This is a genomic window from Enterococcus sp. S86.2 (assembly GCF_059834485.2).
The window spans coordinates 1,496,818-1,518,922 of record NZ_CM206813.1; the positions used below are offsets into that span (position 1 = coordinate 1,496,818).

Annotated in this window: 20 protein-coding genes; 8 read left to right on the top strand and 12 right to left on the bottom strand. The window is 36.7% G+C overall.

Features of this window, described 5'->3' with window-relative positions; translation table 11 throughout:
* Positions 1-182: 182 nt before the first annotated feature.
* From AC6R0T_RS07050 to AC6R0T_RS07060, 3 genes are all read right to left on the bottom strand, one after another.
* Positions 183-1,073, bottom strand: coding sequence for a glucosaminidase domain-containing protein (locus tag AC6R0T_RS07050; RefSeq protein ID WP_303753994.1), 891 nt, complete (start codon positions 1,071-1,073; stop codon positions 183-185).
* A gap of 247 nt (positions 1,074-1,320) precedes the next feature.
* Positions 1,321-3,315, bottom strand: a complete 1,995-nt coding sequence (gene tkt / locus AC6R0T_RS07055; RefSeq protein ID WP_303753993.1) for a transketolase — start codon at positions 3,313-3,315, stop codon at positions 1,321-1,323.
* Between the two features lie 88 nt (positions 3,316-3,403).
* On the bottom strand, positions 3,404-3,646 hold the full coding sequence (locus AC6R0T_RS07060) for a DUF896 family protein (protein WP_206902776.1): 243 nt from the start codon (positions 3,644-3,646) through the stop codon (positions 3,404-3,406).
* Positions 3,647-3,815: 169 nt separating this feature from the next.
* Here AC6R0T_RS07060 and lexA point away from each other — a divergent pair, with 169 nt between their 5' ends.
* The 5 genes from lexA (at position 3,816) to AC6R0T_RS07085 (ending at position 6,879) form a co-directional block, all read left to right on the top strand.
* Complete coding sequence (gene lexA / locus AC6R0T_RS07065; protein ID WP_206902775.1) at positions 3,816-4,436, top strand: transcriptional repressor LexA; 621 nt, start codon at positions 3,816-3,818, stop codon at positions 4,434-4,436.
* Between the two features lie 119 nt (positions 4,437-4,555).
* The gene (locus tag AC6R0T_RS07070) at positions 4,556-4,768 is read left to right on the top strand and encodes a hypothetical protein (RefSeq protein ID WP_230710821.1); all 213 of its coding nucleotides are present in this window, start codon (positions 4,556-4,558) and stop codon (positions 4,766-4,768) included.
* A gap of 311 nt (positions 4,769-5,079) precedes the next feature.
* Entirely contained in the window at positions 5,080-5,700 is a 621-nt protein-coding gene (locus tag AC6R0T_RS07075) for a hydrolase (RefSeq protein ID WP_282462525.1), read from the top strand.
* A gap of 19 nt (positions 5,701-5,719) precedes the next feature.
* On the top strand, positions 5,720-6,085 hold the full coding sequence (locus AC6R0T_RS07080) for a hypothetical protein (RefSeq protein ID WP_206902772.1): 366 nt from the start codon (positions 5,720-5,722) through the stop codon (positions 6,083-6,085).
* 11 nt (positions 6,086-6,096) lie between these two features.
* Positions 6,097-6,879 carry an alpha/beta hydrolase gene (locus tag AC6R0T_RS07085; protein ID WP_303753992.1) on the top strand — a complete coding sequence of 261 codons (783 nt, stop codon included), beginning with the start codon at positions 6,097-6,099 and terminating at the stop codon, positions 6,877-6,879.
* A gap of 622 nt (positions 6,880-7,501) precedes the next feature.
* Here the strand turns inward: AC6R0T_RS07085 and AC6R0T_RS07090 are convergent.
* From AC6R0T_RS07090 to AC6R0T_RS07100, 3 genes are all read right to left on the bottom strand, one after another.
* Positions 7,502-7,630: a hypothetical protein gene (locus AC6R0T_RS07090; protein WP_277988635.1), complete on the bottom strand. Its 129-nt coding sequence runs from the start codon at positions 7,628-7,630 to the stop codon at positions 7,502-7,504.
* A gap of 138 nt (positions 7,631-7,768) precedes the next feature.
* Positions 7,769-8,911: an aminotransferase class I/II-fold pyridoxal phosphate-dependent enzyme gene (locus AC6R0T_RS07095; protein WP_303754045.1), complete on the bottom strand. Its 1,143-nt coding sequence runs from the start codon at positions 8,909-8,911 to the stop codon at positions 7,769-7,771.
* 47 nt (positions 8,912-8,958) lie between these two features.
* Positions 8,959-10,041, bottom strand: a complete 1,083-nt coding sequence (locus tag AC6R0T_RS07100; protein ID WP_303753991.1) for a helix-turn-helix domain-containing protein — start codon at positions 10,039-10,041, stop codon at positions 8,959-8,961.
* A gap of 139 nt (positions 10,042-10,180) precedes the next feature.
* On the opposite strand from AC6R0T_RS07100, the gene AC6R0T_RS07105 reads away from it, so the two are divergent.
* The 3 genes from AC6R0T_RS07105 to AC6R0T_RS07115 all read left to right on the top strand — a co-directional run bounded on the left by AC6R0T_RS07105 (position 10,181) and on the right by AC6R0T_RS07115 (position 13,849).
* Complete coding sequence (locus AC6R0T_RS07105) at positions 10,181-11,215, top strand: ornithine cyclodeaminase family protein (protein WP_303753990.1); 1,035 nt, start codon at positions 10,181-10,183, stop codon at positions 11,213-11,215.
* A gap of 46 nt (positions 11,216-11,261) precedes the next feature.
* The gene (locus AC6R0T_RS07110; RefSeq protein WP_303753989.1) at positions 11,262-12,386 is read left to right on the top strand and encodes an aminotransferase; all 1,125 of its coding nucleotides are present in this window, start codon (positions 11,262-11,264) and stop codon (positions 12,384-12,386) included.
* A 146-nt stretch (positions 12,387-12,532) separates the two neighbouring features.
* On the top strand, positions 12,533-13,849 hold the full coding sequence (locus tag AC6R0T_RS07115) for a metallophosphoesterase (RefSeq protein WP_303753988.1): 1,317 nt from the start codon (positions 12,533-12,535) through the stop codon (positions 13,847-13,849).
* Positions 13,850-14,010: 161 nt separating this feature from the next.
* Here the strand turns inward: AC6R0T_RS07115 and AC6R0T_RS07120 are convergent, their stop codons facing one another.
* The 6 genes from AC6R0T_RS07120 to rlmD form a co-directional block, all read right to left on the bottom strand.
* The gene (locus tag AC6R0T_RS07120) at positions 14,011-15,285 is read right to left on the bottom strand and encodes an ABC transporter permease (RefSeq protein WP_282462518.1); all 1,275 of its coding nucleotides are present in this window, start codon (positions 15,283-15,285) and stop codon (positions 14,011-14,013) included.
* The gene (locus AC6R0T_RS07125; protein WP_230710807.1) at positions 15,282-15,965 is read right to left on the bottom strand and encodes an ABC transporter ATP-binding protein; all 684 of its coding nucleotides are present in this window, start codon (positions 15,963-15,965) and stop codon (positions 15,282-15,284) included. The genes AC6R0T_RS07120 and AC6R0T_RS07125 overlap by 4 nt, the downstream gene beginning before the upstream one ends.
* A gap of 415 nt (positions 15,966-16,380) precedes the next feature.
* Entirely contained in the window at positions 16,381-17,094 is a 714-nt protein-coding gene (budA, locus tag AC6R0T_RS07130) for an acetolactate decarboxylase (protein WP_282462517.1), read from the bottom strand.
* Between the two features lie 86 nt (positions 17,095-17,180).
* Entirely contained in the window at positions 17,181-18,833 is a 1,653-nt protein-coding gene (alsS, locus tag AC6R0T_RS07135) for an acetolactate synthase AlsS (protein WP_303753987.1), read from the bottom strand.
* A 317-nt stretch (positions 18,834-19,150) separates the two neighbouring features.
* Positions 19,151-19,960 (bottom strand): bifunctional hydroxymethylpyrimidine kinase/phosphomethylpyrimidine kinase, encoded by an 810-nt coding sequence (thiD, locus tag AC6R0T_RS07140; protein WP_303753986.1) that lies wholly within the window; start codon positions 19,958-19,960, stop codon positions 19,151-19,153.
* A 713-nt stretch (positions 19,961-20,673) separates the two neighbouring features.
* The gene (gene rlmD / locus AC6R0T_RS07145) at positions 20,674-22,053 is read right to left on the bottom strand and encodes a 23S rRNA (uracil(1939)-C(5))-methyltransferase RlmD (RefSeq protein WP_303753985.1); all 1,380 of its coding nucleotides are present in this window, start codon (positions 22,051-22,053) and stop codon (positions 20,674-20,676) included.
* Positions 22,054-22,105 lie beyond the last annotated feature (52 nt).

Here is a 22,105-nt window from a genome sequence, read left to right on the forward strand (position 1 = left end):
TTCCTCCTTGTATTAGCTGAAAAAACAGCTGTACTTATTAGTATAATAGCGAAATTATCACCATTGTGCGAATAATTTGTCTTAAAAAAAACTATTCCTACAATCAGAATTCAAAAATTCATTACGAAAATGATTTTTGTAAAGATTGAAGAAATAGTCAAAATTTATCATCTATTTTATGTTTAGACGTTGAGTTGTTGGCCAACCATGATAGTATCACTTGATAGACCGTTATTTGCCATCAATTGCTCTACTGTTGTACCGTACGTTGCGGCAATATCCCAAAGTGTATCACCAGAAACAACGGTGTACACATTTCCTGTCGTTTGACTTTGAGAGGCTGCTACTGTGTTTTCAGCAGTAGATTCAGTATTTGTGTTTGTTTGTGTTGTATAACTTGTTTGAACATAACCAGAAGCTGGCGTATCATATTGGGTCAAATTATAAGCAGCAATTAGATAATTCAATTTTTGATTATACGTAGGATCAGTGGCATATCGTCCAGTTAGATAAGCGGTCGCATCTAGATAGCTTGCAGTGTTACTCTTCCAAGCACCGGCATAATGAGCTGTTCCAGTAGCGAAACTTGTGCTGCGTAACACGTAAGCGTGATCAGCTAAAGATTCCCAATATGAATTATACTGACGGAAAGGTTCATTCATCGTTACCCATTGGCCGTTCAAATATTCTTGCGTTGGAAAAGTTACGGATTGGCCATTATAAGCACCTTTTACACCAAACAAATTATAATACGGCGCCTGTGCAAGAACAGATGAACCATTTCCACTTTCTAGTACTGCCTGCGCAATCATAACAGAGGCATATAAATCGTTCTCCTGGGCAATTTGAGAAGCTGCTGCCCCAATTTGATTAATCAAATTGGCCGTATTGTCAATTCCTTGATTCTCCAATTGAGCTGCCTGGGCACTCTGAGCAGGCATAAGTGCCATCACTCCAGGAGTACACGCTAACCCCACGCCAACTAGTGACATGGCTTTTTTACCAGTGAATTTATACTGAAAGGTGACTTGCTTTTTTTGATGTCTTTCACTACGGGTACGATACTCTGACATTTTCTTCCTCCTGAAAAAACTTATATAAAATTAAGATAATTATAAAGATAACTAAGTATATGTATTATAGCTTGAATTTTTTGGCTAATCAAATGTTTCCCCCTTTGTAACAAATATTTAATATACGCAACATTAAAAAGTTTTCTTAACGTCTTTTCTGACAATCTGCCTAATTTTACCAAAAAACAAAAAGACTCTTTATAAACTGCTACAAAAAAGCAATTTACAAGAGTCTTTTAATGATTAATTACAAGGAATTATAAACATTAACGACATTTTCAACAGTGAAGCCAAATTCACTAAGCACTTTTTCACCAGGAGCAGAAGCACCAAAATGATTAATTGCAACTACTTTTCCGGCAAAACCAGTGTATCTTTCCCAACCAAACGGAGAAGCAGCTTCAATCGCCACACGATTTTGTACCGCTTGAGGTAAGACACTTTCTTTATATTCGGCACTTTGAGCTTCAAATAAATCAAAACTTGGCAGTGATACAACCGAAACATCTTTCCCAGCCTTCTGCAATTCAGCTTGAGATTTTACAGCTAAATCAACTTCAGAACCAGTTGCAATCAAGATGCCTTCAGGTGTTTCACCTTGTTGCGGTGAAACAACATAGCCACCTTTAGCCACATTTTCATCTGCATTTTCTTTTGTACCAGGTAAAACAGGTAAGTTTTGGCGACTTAAAACTAAAACAGTTGGTTTATTTGTTGTTGTCATAGCAATTTTCCAAGCTGCTCTTGTTTCATTTCCGTCAGCCGGACGAATAACTTGAACATTTGGTATGCAACGCACACTTGCTAATTGTTCAATTGGTTCATGAGTTGGTCCATCTTCACCAACAGCCACTGAGTCATGGGTTAAAACATATACAACAGGTGCATTTTGAATCGCTGATAAACGCAATGCCGGACGTAAATAATCCGTAAAGACAAAGAATGTTCCACCATAGACACGGGTACCACCATGTAATTGGATACCGTTCATAGCAGCTGCCATAGCAAATTCTCTAACACCAAACCAGATATTCCGTCCTTCGTATTGACCCGGTTCAAAATCTTTTTCTGCAGCTACCATCGTATTATTCGAAGATGATAAGTCTGCCGAACCACCCCACAGACTTGGAACTGCTTTAGATAAGGCTTGAATCATTTCTTTACTTGATACACGACTTGCTTGAGCGGTGCCTTCTTCATAGACAGGTAATTTGTCATCCCAATCAGCTGGAAGTTCGCCGGCAAATGCTGCTTTAAATTGTGCCGCTAGTTCTGGATAGGCTTGGGTATATTCGGTGAAAACTTTATCCCAGGCATCTTCAGCTTTTTGTCCCCGATCGTTGATCGTTTCTTTAAAGCGTGCCGCTGCTTGTGCTGGCACGGTAAAATCTGGATATTCCCAACCATAAGCTTTCTTAGCCGCAGCAATTCCTTCTACTCCCAATGGGGCACCATGAACTTTATTCGTACCTTCATTTGGTGCACCAAAGCCAATAATTGTTTTCACTTCAATTAATGATGGTTGATCCACGTTTTCTTTTGCTTTTTCTATGGCTGCTGAAATTTCTGCTAAATCATTACCATCTTTAACTAAAATATGTTGCCAACCATAGGCTTCAAAGCGCTTGCCAACATTTTCTGTGAAGGCTTTTGAAGTCGGTCCATCTAAAGAAATATCATTTGAATCATACAAAACAACGAGTTTGCCTAATTTCATGTGACCAGCCATAGAAGCAGCTTCTTGTGAGACACCTTCCATTAAGTCGCCATCACCACAAAGTGCATACGTGTAATGATCAACAACATTGAAATTATCACGATTATAAGTCGCTGCTAAATGCGCTTCGCTCATTGCCATTCCGACTGCCATGGCAATCCCTTGACCTAAAGGACCAGTTGTTGCTTCTACACCATCAGTATGATTTACTTCTGGATGCCCAGGTGTTTTGCTATCCCATTGACGGAAATTTTTCAAATCATCAATTGTGACGTTATATCCTGCACAATGTAATAAACTGTAAAGTAAAGCCGACCCATGTCCGGCAGATAAAACAAAACGATCACGGTCTGCCCAGTTACGAGAAGTTGCTGGGTTAATTTTCAAATGTTTTGTCCAAAGAGCGTAAGCCATTGGCGCTGCCCCCATTGGTAAGCCTGGGTGACCAGAATTTGCGGATTGAATCGCTTCAATACTTAATGTACGTAAGGTGTTAACGCTCAATTCATCGATTTTATCAAACAATTGTGCTTCCTCCTGTTTTTAGGTTTTTTTTACCTTTATTATTTACATCCCTATTGTATAGGATTATTACCGGAAAAGCAATTAAATATCAATCTCGATTGTGTAAACCTTTTTCTTTTTGAATTTGTTTTAATTTATCTGGCGTTACGTCGTTTCCTTTAGGATCAACAACCTTCATGCCTTCAATATGATGCCGCATACCGGAGCGGAAAGCTTTTAGATACTCTTCGCGTAAATTTTTTTGTTCCCGTGTTTCTGCATCAGTTAGACCAGCTTCTTTTTTCTTTTTTGCTAGCGCATTAATTCGTGCTAATTTTTCTTCTGATAGCATTTTAAAATCCCCTTTTTATTATGAACGTTAAATTCTTTGAGTGACGCATATCTTTCCTTATCTTAGCTAAAAAAAAGCCTGGTGACAACTACAAACTCAAAGCGAACATCTGTTTGATTTGTTTTATACTTTATGCTAAACTAAAATTATTAAAGAAAGAAGGTGCAGTATGGCTAAACGCACAGAAAATCGCCAAATTGAAATTTTAAAATTTATTCACGATCGCGTCTCGCAAAAAGGTTATCCTCCTACTGTGCGAGAAATTGGTGAAGCAGTCGCTTTGTCTTCCACATCAACTGTTCACGGTCATCTTTCCCGTTTAGAAAAGAAAGGCTTAATTTTACGTGATCCTACCAAACCACGGGCAATTGAATTAACCGAATTGGGCCTTGAAAAAATCGGCGCTCAGCCGGAGACAATTCCGATGCTTGGGGTTGTAACAGCCGGCGAACCAATTTTAGCAGTAGAAGAAGCATCGGATTTCTTTCCCATTCCACCTCATTTATTAAACGACAGTGGTTCTTTGTTCATGTTAACGATCCGCGGTGAAAGTATGATTAATGCTGGCATTTTGGATGGTGATCAAGTTATTGTTCGGAAACAAGCTGCCGCAAGTAATGGTGATATTGTGATTGCCATGACTGACGAAGACGAAGCTACTTGTAAAAGGTTTTTCAAAGAACGTGACTATATTAGACTCCAACCAGAAAATGATTATATGGAGCCTATCATTTTGCCAAATGTTAAAATTTTAGGTTTGGTAGTTGGACTTTATCGGGATTTACTCTAGAACGAATAATAAATCTTCGAATTTTTCGAGGATTTATTTTTTTACTTTACAAACCGAACATACTTTCGTATAATCAACATACAAACATTTGTTCGTATATTTTAATTGAGGTGAAAAGGATGAATACAATTCGCAATATTTCTTTAATCGTTTTAGGTTTAATCGTCAGCTTTGTCATTAGTCATTATGGTGTTGCTCTAGCCGCTTTGATTTTTGTTCCCCCTTTTTTAGTCTGGTTTGCCTTATGGGACGAAAAAAAATATCGTCAAAGTATTCGTAAATTTTATCCTTACAATCAAAAACCACGGGATACCTATCATCAATACAAATAATTTTTAGTAATTATTACAATGGGTTACTTTGACCAATAATTTTTAAGGTTTGACAGATTAGTCTTGAGACTTTTGTGTCAAATCTTTTTTATTTGTTTTATACGTAGAGTATTTACAATTGAGCTGCTATTCCAATCCATATTTACCCTAATGACTGCCACTATCTTTTTTAAACTTTTATAATTCAAATGAAAATTTAAGCGCTTACTATTTTAAAGTCGGATTATTTCCCTTATTTAAAAAACGGCAGTATATTGGTTTTGAGGTAAAAATTTTCATTCTATTAAATAGCATTAAGGAGGAATTTTATTATGACAAGTTATGAACCTAGAAATCCCGAAAAAGATGAACTGCTTTCGCCGGAAAACAGCGTTTTTGTACTAATTGATTATCAGCCTACACAAGTAAACTCCATCAATTCAATGGATCGCCATGAATTAGTTGAAAGTATTGTAAATTTAACAGCTTTGATGCGGGCTTATAATGTCCCTACTATTGTTTCAACGGTCAACGTAGCAACCGGACGTAACAAAGATACTATTCCCCAATTAAAAGAACTAGTAGCTGATTTGCCAAGCTATGACAGAACCTCCATTAACGCATGGGAAGATCGCGAATTTAATGACGCCATTAAAGCAACGGGTAAAAAGAAAATTATTATTGCCGCATTGTGGACAGAGGCTTGCTTAACTTTTCCAACCTTGGATGCTTTAAAAGAAGGCTATGAAGTCTATGCTGTCGCAGACGCAGTTGGTGGAACAAGCAAAATTGCCCATGAAATGGCACTTCATCGTGTTGAACAAGCTGGTGCTAAAATGACCTCCTTTGCGCAACTTGCTTGCGAATTACAACGAGATTGGAATAGAAGCAATACTGCAGCAAAATTTGTGAAAGCCATGCAAGACAAAGGAATTTTCTTAAAATTAGAATAGTAAAAAAGGAGTAATTTTCATGTTAGATATTCAAGGTTCGCTAAAAAATTTGTCCTGGACAGTAGAACATCACTTTTTGCATATAAAAAATCAGCATCCTTTCATGCGTGCTTGGGCCGTTCAATTTGAATTAGCGTATACTGATTTTCGCGTGATTCAATTAGCGTTGCAATTAGCAGAAAATCAAATGGCGCTCTTAAAGACTTTTACAGCACAATATGATGCAGTCTATCAATATGAAATGGCTTTTGCCAGTGGTGGCTTAGAAGGTTTCAACGAAAAATTCACTTCTATCGCAGATTACGACAAAGCACAAAAAGCTTTACTTACCACCATTGATGAAATCATGCAACTTCAACCTGACGATGCCAATGATTTAATTTAGGAGCGATGAAAATGAAAGTAGTAAATGATATTGTCTATGATATGGGAAATGATTTAAAGTTGGATACCTACGCTCCAACTGGTGATTCCAAAGCTGTTTTACTCTTGATCCACGGGGGCGGTTGGTTTCGTGGCGATAAGGAAAAAGAAAATTTTCTGGCTGAAAAGTTTGTGGAAAATGACTTTTTTGTAGTTGCTCCAAACTATCGCCTTGCACCTGCTCACCTTTATCCTAGCGCTTTGACGGATATTTTCAATGTCTATGCTTGGGTTAAAAACAATGCTGACTTAAAAAATAAGCTAGTTTTTGCTTTAGGTGCTTCAGCCGGTGGAAATTTGGCAGTTGAACTGGCCTTACAAAAAGGAATTCCCGCTGCTTCTTGGTCAGGGATTATTGATTTATATGATTGGGTGACAAAACACCCCGAAGTGAAAGCAGTTATGAATAAAGAACAACACTTCGATGAACACGAAAGTCGCGAAATCGACCAAGATGGCAGTAATGATCAATTCTATAAATGGTTCATTTTAAACTACGTTAGAAATGATTTAAATTTGTTAAAAGCGGCTACGCCCTTAACACGAATTACAGCTAACAGCGGTCCTGTATTTTTAGCTAATTCGTTGCATGAACTCGTGCCGATCAGCGGTGTTTTAAAATTACAACAAGGACTCGCCACAGTTGGTGTTGAAAGTTGTGTTAAACTAATTGCTGGCACCATTCATGGTGAGGGGTACTGGGAGAAAACACTGAATCTTACATTAGCTTTCTTTAACGAACAGCTAGGAAAATAAATAACTCTAAATTTTTACGGCCTTAAAATATTGGGTAATACCAATATTTTAAGGCCGTTTTACTTTAATTATTTGCGATAAAAGGTTTTTATATAGCAATATCTGCTTTATTACTATATTCCAAGGTTTAAGTTAAAAAACTGCTACCTACTTTTACTTTAAAATTCGCAGTTTCTATTTTTCATTAACCACATAGTCATACTTCTTTAAATGCTTGAATTTTTTGTCGTTCTATAAAGGTCTTCGTTTTGGTTAAAAAGAAGTATGTCTGGATGCATATAGGTTTATTTGGTAGTAATGCGCAAGCTTAGTAATGGCAGTTTAACCAGCCATAGATGATAAATACAAAACAACGAGTAAAAATGCAATTTCTAGTCCAACATGAGGATAAAAGCACCTAAATATAACGGTATAAAAATTAGCTACCACCTTAAAAAATACAGGTCTCTAATTTGCCCACTCTTCCCTTCTTTTTCTTGCCCTCCTGCTAATAGCAGGAGGACATTTAGAAAATACGTAACAAAGCAAGCGCCAAAACTGTTTCTTGTATTTTGAAAAATCCCTCGTAAATTTTTAATCGCAAAAAAATCGTACCATCTTAATCAGAGAGTACGACTTTTTCTTATTTGTTATAAATTTTTGGACCTTTACGCATATTTTTGCGATCATTTTTTGGTGCTTGCATTTCTTTTACACGGCCGCCGCCTTGTTTTTTCTTAATTAATTCCATCATTTTTTCTTTTGTATTCATGATTTTCTCCTCAATTTGCCTTTAACAATCATTAATTTCAGGCGCAGACTTTGTTAAGCTACCAACTTCAAATCAAGCTGCTTAGCCTGCGACTTTTGATTATACAAGATGCAACTCTTGAAAGCAAATACTGCATTTTTATGAGAAGGTTAACTTTTCCATCCGGTCAAAGGCTGATTTTAAAATAGATACCGGTTGATTTGCGGCAATTCGAACCTGGTCTTTGCCAGTTGTTTCACCAAAAGCGACCCCTGGTACCAATAAAACATGACATTCTGCTAATACTTTTTTAACAAAAGTTAAAGAGTCCAAATTTGTTTTAGAGATATCTAAATAAGCATACAAACTTCCTGAAACTTCCCCCATGCTAAGAAAATTAATTTTGGCGACCCGCTTTTCAATATAGCGCAACCTATCGTAAACAAGACTGGCAACTTCGCTAAAGAGCTCTTCCCAATTCTCTAAAGCAAAAACACCGGCTGCTTGTGAAATGGAAGGTGCTGTAAAAGTTACGAATTCACTGACATTTCGGCAGGCATCAATAATCTGCTCTGGGGCAATCATAAAACCAATTCGCCACCCCGTCATTGCAAAAGTTTTAGAAAAACTGTTAAAGGTTATAGTATTTTGCGGTGCGTAACTCATCATTGGGGTGAAATTTTCATTAAAACAATAAGCTTCATAAACCTCATCTGAAAAAATATACAAGTTATTTGCAATTGCTAGGTCAGCAATTTTTTGCATTGTTTCTTTTGTAAAAACTGCTCCCGTTGGATTATTAGGGGAGTTAATAATAATAATTTTCGTTTTATCGGTGATCTTTTCTGCTAATTTTTCAACATCTAATTGATAGTTTTCTGATGGATTGGTTGCTACAAATACCGGTATACCTTGACAAGCAAGGACTTGCTCTTTATAAGGGGTAAAGTAAGGTTCATGAATAATCACTTCATCACCTTTATCAACTAAGGCCATTAAGGCTAAATACATACCATGCATCGCACCCACTGTTGCCCGTACTTCATTTTCACTAATTGTCATGTGATAACGTTTTTTGTAATAGCGACAAACAGCACCGAGAAATGTCTTCGTCCCATCTGGCGCTGTATATTTTGTCTCACCATTTTTGGCAGCAGCAAAAGCTGCTGCGATGATTGACTCATTCGTGGTTACATCTAGATCACCAATCGAAAGATCAATTAAATCTGGCGTATCTTTTGCCAAAACAGCAATTTCCATTAGCAAACTATTTTGTTGCTGATATTTTTGATTGATTTGCATTCTATTGGTCAAACTAATCCCTCCTCGCCCATTTTATCTCGTAGTAATTATTTTCTTATTTTAAACAGTAGACCGTAGTTTGCAATCAATTCAAACTCTGATTGAAATCCAAGCTTGTTGCAGACAGTTTTGATGCGATAACGGACTGTATTGGGATGAATAAATAGCGTGTCGGCTGTTTTTTGAATATCACCATTTGCGGCAAAAAAAATGAGTACAGTTTGAAATACCTCTATCCCAAAATCTGCTTGTAGTTCAGCCATTAATTTGTCAACAAGCTTTGTAATCCCAGTATTTAGTTTCATTTTGCCAATCAATGCTAAAATGCCTAAATCATCGTAGTGAAAAATTTTGCCAAATTGATTATTAGATTCTAAAGCCAACAAGGATTCTTCAAATAATTGTGCTAAATCTTTGTTTTGTTCTTGGTTGCTGCTACAGCCGCCGATAAGATCGGACTTAAAACCAGGCGGAAAAGTTAGCTCCAAGGTTGTTAGAACAAAAAGTTTATTTTTCCACCGCGTTAAAAATGCAGCTTGGGGAATATCACGTTTAAATTGATCATACTCCCGTAAAGAAAAGACGGCTTGATCTTGTTTTTCAACCAAATATGCTCGACTCTGAGGCTTTAAAACAAGGGATAGCTGTTGATATAAAGACGCAAAATTGTGTTCGTCACCATTTAATAACTGTTGAAAGCTATGTTCTAAATAATTTAAATAGTCCGCTTGATGAATACTGTTTTTAATTTTAAAAATCAAATTTTCTAAGTAATCCGCTTCTTCCGTCAATAAAAACAAGGGGAAATTTTTTTCATTGCAGTAATTAAGGACCGCTAGGGGAATATCCTTAAAGTAAACATTTTGAATGGCTAAAGAACTCACTTTATCTTGTAATAATTGTTGAATGGTTGGTAACAGTTGCTCTGGATTGTCTTTCATGAACAACAGGCTGGATACAACAATGGAACAAGGTTCAAAATACGGCTGTTCCTTATTTTTCATTAAATCAAATTCGTGATCTAAAATCCCCACATCCATTATCGGATTCTTCAGCCCATTAAAACCAGCACACAAAACAAATCCCTTTGGATCAATAGTGTCCAATAGACCCGTGACAGTCAAACCCATCTTTACACCTCCATCATAAATGAAAAACACGCAAGCATTTTTATTAGCTCTACAAAAAATATATCTTAATTTTGGAAATATTACAAAAAAACCTCTTACATTTATCGCTTACAATGAAAGAAGTAAAGGAGTTGTTTCCATGAATAAAGTTACAGTTTTAAATGAAAATGATTTACGAAAAATTTTAACAATGGAAGAAACTATCGCCGCAGTTGAAGAGGCCTATAAACAAAAAGAGTTAAACAAAGCCTTCGTTCTTCCGATGATATTCCATGAATTTGAAGCTGGTGTTGCGGATATGGATATCAAAGCTGGTGTTATGCCCGAACTTGAGCGTTACGGTTTAAAAGTCGTCTCTTGGTTTAAAGATAATCCCGCCAAAAACTTACCGGCTTTATTTGGTACTACCCTCTTATTTGATAGTAAAACAGGAGCACCTTGCAGCTTGTTGGATGCTGAATATATCACGGGCATGCGCACCGGTGCCGCAGGGGCCATTGGTGCAAAATATTTAGCTAAAAAAATGGCCAAAACATTGCTAATTATTGGTTCGGGCCAACAAGCCTTTTTTCAGATTGCTGCATATTTGACAGTTTTTGACAGTATATCGGATATTTTTATTTTTGATCCCTTAGATGCAAACAAAGCAAATGCGTTTGTAACAAATTTGGCGACACCTTTAGAAAGTTTGTTAGCCAAAAATCCAACCAAAAAAGTTTCGCTAAAAAATACGAATGTTAGCGCTGTGACAGATCTTGCGCAAACATTAGAAAAATCAGATTTAGTGGCAACGGTAACCCCTGCCACTACGCCAATTATAAAGGCAAAATGGGTAAAAAAAGGAACACACTTTAGTTGTATTGGCGCTGACATCAGCGGTAAAGAAGAAATTGATCCGCAGATTTTTAAAGATGCTATCATCATCGTTGATGATTTACAACAAGCAATAACTGTTGGTGAAACTGAACGTCCGATCAAAGAAGGAGTTATAAAAAAAGCTGACATTAGCGGTGAAATTGGCGCCCTTATTACAGGAAAAGTTGCAGGTCGTACTGCAGATGATGCCATTACGATTTTTGATTCGACAGGAATTGCACTCCAAGATCTAGCTGTTTCAAATTTAGCACTAAAAATAGCTACTAAAGAAAATATTGGCCAAACTGTCTTTTTATAGTTTTTTACAAACACGCGGGAACAGTCATAAATTAAGGAGGAAAAAAATGAATATCAAACCCTTTAAAGTAGAAATGTGGATGAACGAACACGAAGACAAAGCTATTTACAACACTGGTGAAACCTGTGTCGACTCAATTAGTATCAATGATTTATTCGAATTAGCTGGACTGGATAAAGAAAAAACTTTAAATGATCTTTTAAAAAAACGTCTCACCTATGGCCATATTTTTGGCAATTCAACTTTTAAACAGGGAATCACGAAGCTCTATCAAAATATTACGCCAGATCAAGTTGTTACCACCCATGGTGCAATCGGTGCAAATCATCTTGTCTTATATTCTTTAGTAAATCCCGAAGATGAAGTTGTGGCTATCCTCCCTACCTATCAGCAATTATATTCAATACCGGAATCATTTGGTGCCACGGTTAAAATGTATGCACTAAAAAAAGAAAATAACTTTTTACCAGACTTAGCGGAAGTGAAAAAATTAGTTTCGGATAAAACTAAAGTTATCGTCATTAACAATCCCAACAATCCTTCAGGCGCTTTAATGTCAGCAGATATTTTAAATGGCATCGTTGCTCTTGCCAAAGAAGTTGACGCCTACATTTTGTGTGATGAGACATACCGCGGCTTGACACAAACTGATGAAGTGAGTCCTTCTATTGTTGATTTATACGAAAAAGGAATTAGCACAAGTAGCATGTCAAAAGTTTGGTCATTGGCCGGCTTGCGACTGGGTTGGATTGCAACCAGAGATTCTGCTGCTATGGATACCTGTTTAATACATCGCGATCATAATACGATTAGTTGTGGCCTACTAGATGAAGAACTGGCAGCCATTGCACTCACCCATCAAACAGAAATTATGGCCCGTAACTTAACTTTAGTACGTAAAAATTTGCAGATTTTAGACACATGGGTACAAAACGAACCCCATATCCACTACGTGAAACCACAAGCAGGGACGATTACTTTACTGTACTATGATTTTGACATGACAAGTTATGATTTGTGCTTGGATTTAATTGACAATCACGGTATTTTATTCACACCCGGTGAGTGCTTTGAGTTTGAAAAGTGCGTGCGAATTGGCTATGCTTGTAAAACTGATGATTTAAAGACTGGACTTGCAAAATTTTCAGAATATCTTCGTCAATTTGATTAATACTTTAACTTAATACACCTTTATAAATAAAGAGCAGGGATAAGAGGGCTTTAGTGAAGTCCTATTATCCCTACTCTTTATTTTATTGTCTAATTTTTAACATAATGACAACCTTTGTGCTATGATAACCTGCGGGAGTGTGGAAGATGAAAAAAATGCTAACAATATTACTAATTCTATTTGGATTTGTCCTTACTGGTTGTCACACCTCAACTGAGGCAAATCAATTTAAGCTAAAAAATAATACGTTTTGGATTGCCACGGATATTCATTTTATTGCCCCGTCTCTTCACGATGATGGCAAAGAATTTCAATTTATCAAAGGAACTGCCGCCGGAAAAGATTTAGATTATCAAGAAGAATCTTTAACAGCTTTTGTGGCTAAAGCAAAAAAAGTAAAGCCTGCGGCAATTATTTTGACAGGTGACTTAACCTTAAATGGTGAAAAACAAAGTGCCAAAGAAATGGCTGAAATTTTAGCTCCTGTAAAAAAGACTGGTACAAAGATACTTGCGATTCCTGGGAACCACGATATTTTTGATGGTTGGGCTCGCAAATACCAGGGCGATACCAAAGAGCGTATTGCCCAAATCTCACCTACTGACTTTAAAGAATTTTTCCCCGATGGGTATAAACTTGCGACTAGTACAGATAGCGAGTCATTAAGTTATGCAATTAAAATCGACAAAAAATATGACTTTATTTTCTTAGATACAAATGAATACCCCATTCAAACCAGTCGTGCGCAACCCCATACAGGTGGCCAAGTAAAAGATGAAACTTTAAATTGGCTTGAAAAAAGATTGCAAATTGCTGAAAGTAAAAACAAAGTTCCGATTCTCTTTATGCATCATAATCTTTTTATTCATAACCCTCTTGTTTACAAAGGTTATGTCTTGTCAAACGCTCAAACTCTTAAAAGTCTTTTAGCAAAATATCAGGTGCCTGTAGTTTTTTCCGGTCATATTCATGCTCAAGATATTATGAAAGATCCTACTGGAAAAACTGACATTACTGAAGTTGTTACCAGCTCCTTTGCGATTGCCGATCATGCTTATGGTGAATTAAAGCTTACCCCAGGCAAAATTTCCTATCACAGACAAACAGTTGACGTAGACGCTTGGGCTAAAGAAAATAAAATGACGGCTAAAAATATCCGTCAACATAATGCATATTTAAAAGAACTTTTCTTCAAAGATGGGCAAAGATTAGCTTATCAACAGCTTTTAGATCAAAATGTACGGGATGAAAATATTTTAGCGCCCGCAGCTAAATTAGTTGGTGAAGTAAATTACAATTATTTTACTGGACAAGATGACTATTCATCAAAGAAAAGAGAGCAAATAAAGCAGTCTTTTGCTTATAAAGAACTTGGCAAATATTCTCCCTTTTTACAAAAATACATTGATTCGGCCATTAACGATACCAATTTAGCAGATCAAAAATTAGTCATTAAACCTTAAGCAAAAAAACTTCAGGAAGTGTCACCAAGACGGTTTCCTGAAGTTTTTGTTTGTAAAACCCACCTAAAGTCCTTCATTATTAAACACTACAGTTAAGATTGAATTGTTTCAATTAGGTTAGTTGCTATCTTTATTCTTACTACTCTTATGTGACTAGAAGTTTATTCATAACGCAATGCGTCAATTGGGTCCAACCGAGCAGCGCGATTTGCAGGGAATGTTCCTGCTAAAAAGGCAATTAACATAATGATTACCATAATCATGGCAACCGATGAGAAATTAAACTGCAATAGGTTAAAGCCATCTAATCCTTGTAAGAAAGAATCGGTTGCTACTTTATTTACGACTTTTGCAGCTCCCATTGCAACAGCAACACCTAATGCTGATCCCCAAAAACCAATTAAAATCGCTTCAATACTAAAGGCTAAGAAAACTTTTCCACGCCCCATTCCCATTGCTTTCATTAAACCAATTTCTCGCGTGCGTTCTTGTACTGACATATACAACGTGTTAATGATCCCAAAACTGGCTGCCAATAATGCAATAGCACCAAACAATGTTAATACACCTGTGATTGCATCGACGGTTGAATGAATCATCCCCACCTGATCAGCAAAGGTACTCGCTCCATACCCGTGTTTACTCAATTTTTCTTTTAATTTTGTAATATTATTTTCTGTTGGATTTTTGACAGTTGCCAAAATAGCGTAATATTGATTTTGCATCCCTTTAGGCAAGCCAGCCTTATTGATGGCAATTAATTTTTCAGCCAAAGCTTTACTAACGACAGAATCACCATTATTTACAATACTTGGATTGCGCACGCCGACAACAGTTGCCACCACTTCTGATTGCGCTTTTGTCGCTTGTGACGAGGCCGCTATTCTAATTTTTTTCCCTAGCGCATCTTGTGCATTAGCAAAACCTAAACTCTTGACATAATTTGCAGCTAAAGCAATTTCATAGGCATCGCCTTTTTGACTCACTTGTTTACCAGCTTTTAAGTCAACATCAATGCCATCTGTACTTGATGCAGATAAAACAAACTTTTTATTATTTTTTCCGACAATATAATCTGGACTAAAAGATTCGGCTGGTTTTACATCTGTTAAGCCAGCAATTTTTGCAATTTTTGTGACGTCTTTTTCGTCCAATAAATAAGAGTCCTCGGCATTGCCTTGTTCTTCCGTGTATTCTTTTGGTTCATCACTGGCTTTGTTTGGGTCATCACTAACAGCTTTGTTTATCATTAATAAATCATCACGACCAACATTTTTTACTTGTTTATCGACATAGTCGTTAACCCCAGCTTTAATACCCAACGTCATCGAAATAGTAAATGCGCCGATAAAAATCGCTAAAATAGTTAAAATGGTTCGCCCTTTATTCCGCCATAAATTTGCACTGGCAGAAGTTATTGTATCCCATAAATTCATGAACGTTCCTCCTTAACAATAAAGCCGTCTTTAATGTGAATTTGCCGATCACACCGGGCAGCAAGATCAGGATCATGGGTAACGATAATTAAGGTGATACCCTTTTGGCGATTTAAACGAAAAAGTAATTCTTCCACCTTTTCACCAGTGGCAGAGTCTAAATTTCCTGTAGGTTCATCAGCAAAAATAATTTCTGGATCGTTGACTAAAGCACGGGCAATACATACGCGCTGTTTTTGGCCACCTGATAAATTATTGGCCTTGTTTTGCGCTTTATCTGCTAAATCCACTGCAGCTAAAGCCGCCATCGCTTTTTCCTTACGTTCTTTACCTGTAATACCGGCAATTTTTAACGGCAAAATAACATTATCTAAAACACTGTCTTTGGCATTCAAAAAGAATTGTTGAAAAACAAAGCCAAAGGTTTGATTGCGTAATTTATTCAACTCTTTCTTTTTAATACCATTTGTTTCTTGACCAACTATTTTGACTTGACCTGTTGTTGGCTTATCTAACAAGGCCAAAATATGCATCAATGTCGATTTACCGGAGCCACTTTTCCCGACAATCGCCACCGATTCTCCTTTTTCAATTTTCAAACTGATTTCTTTTAATGCCGTGAATGCGGTGTTTCCTGAACCATATGTTTTCCCTACACTTAATGTTTCAATTACTTCCATTTTACGCCTCCTTATGAGCCTTCAAAAAAATAACCAATAAGATAACAGTCATTTTCTTCACTTATTCAGTCTACCGCTACTGTAAATGATAAAAATCAGACCTAAGGTGTATTTTTTTATCGTCTTTTAGTCCGTTGTTGCCTGCAAAATCCTTCATTTCAAAAAAATAGCAGTGAAATAAGACGTAGGTTCTTTCAAACGTTAGATTTTTAATCCAGCTTCAAAGAATCTATTGGCATCAAATTTCTCTGCTATTTGTTATGCTTAGATTTAATTGCTATTTGTAAAAAAGTTAATTCAAAGCACCTAGTAAGAGCTATTTAGGCAATAGGGAGCTTTAACAAACCGCGAAATACATATTTTAATTGATCCACTCCATTATAAAATCAGCTAAGGCTGAAATACCTTTTTTACATTATTCAGCTTCTTCAATATCTTTTGTTATATCGGCTAATTTTATTTCATTTGCTAAATATTCCGGACTTTCTGTCGGAAAATGTTGTCGAAATTCAGCTAATTCCATTACGTCTACTTGTCCTTTTGTCAACTTGAAATCCAAGACATGACCGCCGAATTTATGGTCATCACTAATAAAATGTAAATGAAAACCTGCTGCAGCCGCCCCATGAAATAGCTTGGGCGTAAAAAAACCCACGATTGTCCCAGAAATTTCAGCGGCTGAAAATTCGGGTTGGTTGCGTGCAATTTCGACAAATCTTGGATAGGGTTTAACTTGTTTAGGTGCTATCCGTACATGCATATGCTTAAATGTTCCCGCAATTTTGATAGCCGCAAATAGATTATGGCTAATTTTATTTAAAATTTCTGCTTTTAATTCATCATCTGTTATAGCAGAGCTTGGAAATTGAAGATCGGATTCAAAATGAGTAACCGCTGCATAAGGCGTCAGTTCTTCTCCGCTTAGTTGATGAATGGCCCCTGTCTGGTCAGCATGATAGATTACACCGTCTAAGAAAATGACTTCTCCATTGGAACCTTCCAATGTCCCTAACCCAAAATCACCATAGTTAGACAACGTGCCAATTTTCTCTGTTCCCTCCATTAAATCTTGCATCAAACCGCCTAAAGTTCCATGTTGATAAATATAATTTTTAGTTTTCACTAACATATCAAATCTCCTCTTATTTCAAACTTAACAAAGAAAATAAACCTTTTTTACTTTATTAAGTGGCCACTGTAGCTGCTGGTTATCTTTTAATAAAATTGATCGGGCAAAATTGTTTTACCTAATTCCTTGTTATCAGAATAATCAATTGGAATGTCAATGATTACAGGACCTTCTGTTTCTAAGCCCGTTTGAATTGCCGCCTCTAATTCCGCTTTTGAAGTTGCCCGTAATCCTTTTGCACCAAATGCTTCGGCATATTTTACAAAGTCAACTGGACCAAAATGCACCCCTGAAGAACGATCGTATTTCATTTCTTCTTGAAATTCCACCATATTATAGCTGCCATCATTCCAAATCAAATGAATAATTTTTTGTTTTAGGCGCACTGCCGTTTCAAGTTCTTGGGCTGAAAATAGGAAGCCGCCATCACCAGAAATTGAAAAAATTTGCGTATTTGGTCGTACTAACGCCGCTGAAATTGCCCACGGTAACGCAACACCTAGTGTCTGCATCCCATTACTAAATAAAAGCTTGCGTGGTTCATAACTGCGAAAATGTCGTGCCATCCAAATATAGTGGCTTCCGACATCTACAGTCACTGTCATTTCATCGGAAACATTTTTTTGCAAAGTATCAATCACTTCTAATGGGTGAACACGTCCAGCGTGAGGCGCACTTTTTTGCATGCCATTTTTCAATTTATCTTGTAGCGTAACCAGGTAGTTATTCGCATCTGAGGATAGGCGATAATCCACAATCTTGCCACTTAATTTTTCAATCGTTTTAGCGATACTGCCAATCAATTCTGCTTCTGGTTGCATATATTGATCAATTTCCATCGGCACTTCATCAATCACGATAATGCGTGCATCTTTTTCGGCATTCCAGTTTCGTGCTTCATATTCAATGGGATCATAGCCAATTGCTATTACTAAATCACTACGTTTTAATAACATATCACCAGGTTGATTTCGAAATAAACCAACACGTCCAAAGAAGTGATTTTCTAATTCCCGTGAGATAATACCCGCACCTTGGAAAGTTTCTACTACTGGCATTCCGGTTTTTTTAACTAACATTCGAATTGCAGCTGTTTCTTTTTGCCCAGAAGCACGCATTCCAACTAATAATGTTGGTAATTTGGCTTCATTAATTCGTTTCACTAGATCATCTATATCCTCATCAGAAGCAGCTCCCAACTTAGGCGCTGACAGAGGCTTGATTGCATCACTGTTTACCACACCATCGGTAACATCTTGCGGAATTGATAAAAAGCTGGCCCCTTTTTTAGCTGTTTTCGCTATCCGATACGCATTGGCAATGCTTTCTGAAAGATTTTCTGGATCTTGAATTTCTGAACTATATTTTGTGATTGGTGCAAATAATGCTGCATTATCCATACTTTGATGTGTTAATTTGGAAAGATCAGAACGTTTGACCTGTCCAGCTAATGCTAAGACAGGATCACCTTCAGCTGTTGCGGTTACTAATCCTGTCGCCAGATTACTTGCGCCAGGACCGCTAGTTGCGATTACTACACCTGGTTCTCCCGTTAAGCGTCCAATTGCTTGTGCCATAAAAGCAGCGTTTTGCTCGTGACGCGCCAAAATCAACTGCGGGCCATGATCTTCTAATGTATCAAAAACACCATCAATTTTTGCACCGGGAATGCCAAAAATAAATGGGACATTATGATTTTCCAAACTATTGACAATGATTTCTGCACCTTTTTTACTCACTGTATTACATCTCCTTAAAAACTGTATCACTAACGATTATTAATTTAACACTTATTCCTTTGTTTTTCAACAATGTAACACTATCGTATATTGTTTTACTGAAAATTAATTATTTTTTCAATTCATTTAATGTTTATATTTATTTTTGCTATTTGAAACTACAATGTTCAGCTGAATAGTCAGGTATAAAAATAGCGAGCGCAAAAAGTTAGATTTTTGGTCTAACTTTTTGCGCTCGCTACAATACTGAGACATTTTTTTATACTAGAAACGTTAAAATTTCCGATTACCTCATAATCAAATAATCCTAACTACCTTTAAAAAAAGTCACTACCAGCCCAGTGGTTAATCGGGCCAAATTTATGCCCGATGAAAAGTTCAGCTGCAATTGCCTTATTGACAAATTCTTTAGCAATTTTTACCGCTGTCAACACATCGTTTCCTTTGGCCAACTCAGCTGCAATACAAGCTGACAAAGAATCTCCGGTACCATTTATTCGCTCTGTTTTAAAGTATGGGGCTTTTAACCAATGACTTTCTCCTGTCGCTAATAACAAGTAATCCACAACTTCTGTTTGTTTTTCATCCTGATGGGCACCTTTTATTACCACATTTTTAGCTCCCATCTTCTGTAAAACAAGAGCTGCTGTTTCAAAATCTTTTGCGGTATTTAATTTTATGCCCGTTAATTTCTCTGCTTCATAAAAATTTGGCGTTAAAACGAAAGCTAAAGGAAGTAATTCTTCCTTTAAGGTTGCCAAAGCTTCTTCTTCAATTAACATATTGCCGTGTTTTGTCATAATAACCGGATCAACAACTAAAGGACCAAAATCATACAACTGGTAATTTTTAACAATCGTTCGAATTAGTTCTGAATTTCCTAACATGCCAGTTTTGCTAGCGCGAATCTGGTAATCTGCTGCTAGTAATTCAAATTCTTTATCAATAAATTCTGTCGGTAATGTTACACTGGCCTCAATCCCGTAGGAATTTCCAGCGACACAAGCAGTCATAACGGATGCCCCATAGACCTTTCTTGCAAAAAAAGTATGTAAATCTGCTTGCATTCCGGCTGAACCATCACTATCAGAACCAGCAATAGTCAGCGCTTGTGGATACTGTTCCATACCTGTCAATCTCCTTTTTAAATCGTGTAATTTTTGTTTGAAAAATGCGGAACCTTTTCTCTCGTTTATTTGACGACAATCCTGCGCAATAATATGATACCATCGTCATTGGGAAAACTTCCTAGCGCTTGTCTAAGCTATAAGTATCGCGTTATAGCAGACTAGTCACCTTCAGGGTCTTAACCCTAATTTTCAAGCAATAAAATGCGCCATCGCAAAAATCTAGTCTAAAGTAGCTGAAGGTAGTTTTCTAGTTTATTCAGAACTTTAAAGGCTGATATCTCTCTTTGCCATTTGGTGCAGTCTTCTTAATTATATTTCCTTTACCCTTTTTTAACGTGGCTATCAGTGTTTTAAAATCACCCGTAGCACTAGTTGAAGTAACTAAATCCAAGCTGAATATATTATAGCATTGATAGCTTTTTTACAGGTATTCTAACTATTCGCATTTGTTGCAAATTTTATTTGCGATATTCTTTGCTTGATTTTACTAACACACTAGATAAACTGGCTCCTTTACTTTCTATGTTCAACTGAATACTACTAGGGGGGAAAAATCTCTAAAAATTTTTTATTACTTATCTCAGACACTCTGACTTCTATTTTGAAATCTATTATTTTCTTAATAAAACAACAAAAAAAGAGTTAAAACGTGAAAGTTCTAACTCTAAAAATCATTAAATTACAATGTATCTATGGTACTGCACTCAGGTTTAGTCTTTAGTCAAAATTCCTACGCACTCCACATGGGTTGTTTGTGGAAATAAATCAACCGGTTGGATTTTTTTACATGTGTATCCTTTTGCCTCAAAATCAATTAAATCTCGCGCCATTGTACCTGGATTACATGAAATATAAATAACTTTTTCTGGATTCATATCACAGGCAGCATTAATGAAGTCTGTTGTTAATCCTTTTCGTGGTGGATCAACGAAAATAACAGCTGGCTGCATTTCTTCTTTTGACCACTGTCCCATCACCTTTGTTGCATCCCCAACAAGATAAGTCGCATTATCAATTTCATTTAATTTAGCGTTTTTCTTTGCATCGGAAACGGCAGCTGGAATGGATTCCATCCCGTACACGTGTTTAACGCGATCTGCTACAGACAAACCAATTGTACCAATACCCGCATAAGCGTCAATGACAACATCATCTGGTTTTAGGGCAGCCATTTCAAAGGCTGTTTCATACAATACTTCTGTTTGTTCTGTATTGACTTGGTAGAAAGATTTTGCTGAAATTCGGAAAGTTTTTCCTAGCAATGTATCTTCAATGTAGTCTTGACCATAGAGAACTTTTTCATGTTCCCCTAAAATGACATTCGTTTTTTCAGTGTTAACATTTTGCATAACACTAACGACTTCTGGAATTTCTTTATGAATTTGAGCGGCGATTTCTTCACCTTTAAAGAATTTATTGCGCAAGGTTACCAATACCACCATCATTTGACGAGAATAATGACCTTGACGAATAACAATATGGCGCAGTAAACCTTCGTGTTGTTGCTCATTATACGCTTTTACATTGAAGCGTTCCAAAATATCGCGAACTTTAATAATCGCAGCATCAATAGCGGGATCTTGAATATAAAAGTCTTCAATCGCTACCAAGTCGTGACTGTTCTTACGATAAAAACCAGTTTGTAGCTGTCCATCTTTACGCCGTACTGGAATTTGGGCTTTATTGCGGTAGCCGGTAGGTTTTGCCATTCCGATTGTGGGTAAAACAGGAATATCTGGCATTTTCGCAATTTTTTGTAAAACATTTTCAATCTGCTTTTGTTTAAAAAGCAGTTGTTCTTCATATGTTAAGTGGCTTAATGGTGCAATCCCGGTACGCAATAGATCTTCGTTTGCAACTTCAACCCGTTTTGGGCTTTTTTCTAAGTAAGAAACAACACGCCCAATACCAAATTTTTTACCGACTTTAATTACTTTTAAAATAACTTTTTCACCGGGAAGTGCATTGTCTGCAAACAATGGGTAATGATCAATCTTTGCGACCCCCATTCCTTCATAAGTTAAATCTGAAATCACAACTTCGTACTGACTATTTTTCTCCACTGGATATACTTGATCTGTTTTTTTCATAGTTCCTCCTAAATTTAGAACAAAAAACAACCTTAACGGCTGTTGACTGACT

What these genes read in the sequence shown, in the direction of transcription:
- AC6R0T_RS07100 (WP_303753991.1), bottom strand. Translation starts at nt 10,041, where the DNA reads ATGGGTTTGACTGTCACGGGTCTATTGGACACTATTGATCCAAAGGGA.
- lexA (WP_206902775.1), top strand. Translation starts at nt 3,816, where the DNA reads ATGGCTAAACGCACAGAAAATCGCCAAATTGAAATTTTAAAATTTATT.
- AC6R0T_RS07050 (WP_303753994.1), bottom strand. Translation starts at nt 1,073, where the DNA reads ATGTCAGAGTATCGTACCCGTAGTGAAAGACATCAAAAAAAGCAAGTC.
- AC6R0T_RS07090 (WP_277988635.1), bottom strand. Translation starts at nt 7,630, where the DNA reads ATGAATACAAAAGAAAAAATGATGGAATTAATTAAGAAAAAACAAGGC.
- rlmD (WP_303753985.1), bottom strand. Translation starts at nt 22,053, where the DNA reads ATGAAAAAAACAGATCAAGTATATCCAGTGGAGAAAAATAGTCAGTAC.
- AC6R0T_RS07105 (WP_303753990.1), top strand. Translation starts at nt 10,181, where the DNA reads ATGAATAAAGTTACAGTTTTAAATGAAAATGATTTACGAAAAATTTTA.
- AC6R0T_RS07075 (WP_282462525.1), top strand. Translation starts at nt 5,080, where the DNA reads ATGACAAGTTATGAACCTAGAAATCCCGAAAAAGATGAACTGCTTTCG.
- AC6R0T_RS07115 (WP_303753988.1), top strand. Translation starts at nt 12,533, where the DNA reads ATGAAAAAAATGCTAACAATATTACTAATTCTATTTGGATTTGTCCTT.
- AC6R0T_RS07095 (WP_303754045.1), bottom strand. Translation starts at nt 8,911, where the DNA reads ATGCAAATCAATCAAAAATATCAGCAACAAAATAGTTTGCTAATGGAA.
- AC6R0T_RS07085 (WP_303753992.1), top strand. Translation starts at nt 6,097, where the DNA reads ATGAAAGTAGTAAATGATATTGTCTATGATATGGGAAATGATTTAAAG.
- AC6R0T_RS07125 (WP_230710807.1), bottom strand. Translation starts at nt 15,965, where the DNA reads ATGGAAGTAATTGAAACATTAAGTGTAGGGAAAACATATGGTTCAGGA.
- AC6R0T_RS07080 (WP_206902772.1), top strand. Translation starts at nt 5,720, where the DNA reads ATGTTAGATATTCAAGGTTCGCTAAAAAATTTGTCCTGGACAGTAGAA.
- thiD (WP_303753986.1), bottom strand. Translation starts at nt 19,960, where the DNA reads ATGGAACAGTATCCACAAGCGCTGACTATTGCTGGTTCTGATAGTGAT.
- AC6R0T_RS07070 (WP_230710821.1), top strand. Translation starts at nt 4,556, where the DNA reads ATGAATACAATTCGCAATATTTCTTTAATCGTTTTAGGTTTAATCGTC.
- AC6R0T_RS07110 (WP_303753989.1), top strand. Translation starts at nt 11,262, where the DNA reads ATGAATATCAAACCCTTTAAAGTAGAAATGTGGATGAACGAACACGAA.
- AC6R0T_RS07060 (WP_206902776.1), bottom strand. Translation starts at nt 3,646, where the DNA reads ATGCTATCAGAAGAAAAATTAGCACGAATTAATGCGCTAGCAAAAAAG.
- AC6R0T_RS07120 (WP_282462518.1), bottom strand. Translation starts at nt 15,285, where the DNA reads ATGAATTTATGGGATACAATAACTTCTGCCAGTGCAAATTTATGGCGG.
- budA (WP_282462517.1), bottom strand. Translation starts at nt 17,094, where the DNA reads ATGTTAGTGAAAACTAAAAATTATATTTATCAACATGGAACTTTAGGC.